The sequence below is a fragment of the Marinimicrobium sp. UBA4209 genome (assembly GCF_002381585.1).
Classification (GTDB): domain Bacteria; phylum Pseudomonadota; class Gammaproteobacteria; order Pseudomonadales; family Cellvibrionaceae; genus Marinimicrobium; species Marinimicrobium koreense.
In genome coordinates, this window is the sequence record NZ_DFTP01000068.1 from 1 (window position 1) to 397 (window position 397).

General features: G+C 68.0%; 1 protein-coding gene. It reads left to right on the forward strand.

Features of this window, described 5'->3' with window-relative positions:
- Positions 1 to 397, forward strand: a 397-nt coding sequence (locus B3187_RS09735; protein ID WP_286806090.1) for a cell division protein FtsX, incomplete at both ends; no start/stop codon positions are given.

Here is a 397-nt window from a genome sequence, read left to right on the forward strand (position 1 = left end):
CTGGCAGGACTCCGGGCAGATGTCGGTGTTTCTGGTGCGCGACTCCCGTCCCGAGGCGATTGAAGCGCTGCGCACCTCCCTGAACGAGGATGCGCGAGTGGACCAGGTGGAGCATGTGCCGCCCAGTGCGGCACTGGAGGAGTTCAAGTCCTACTCCGGCCTCGGCCGGGTGCTGGAAGGGCTGGATGAAAACCCGCTGCCGGATGTGCTGCTGGTGCGCCCGGCCACCAATGACCCCGAGGCGCTCACCGAGCTGCGCGATCACCTGTCCGGGCAGGCCATCGTGGCCGAAGCGCGCCTGGATATGGCCTGGGTCAAGCGCCTGCAAGAAATGATGGTGCTAGGCCAGCGGGTGGTGCTCGCGCTGGCGGCGCTGCTGGCCCTGGGGGTGCTGCTG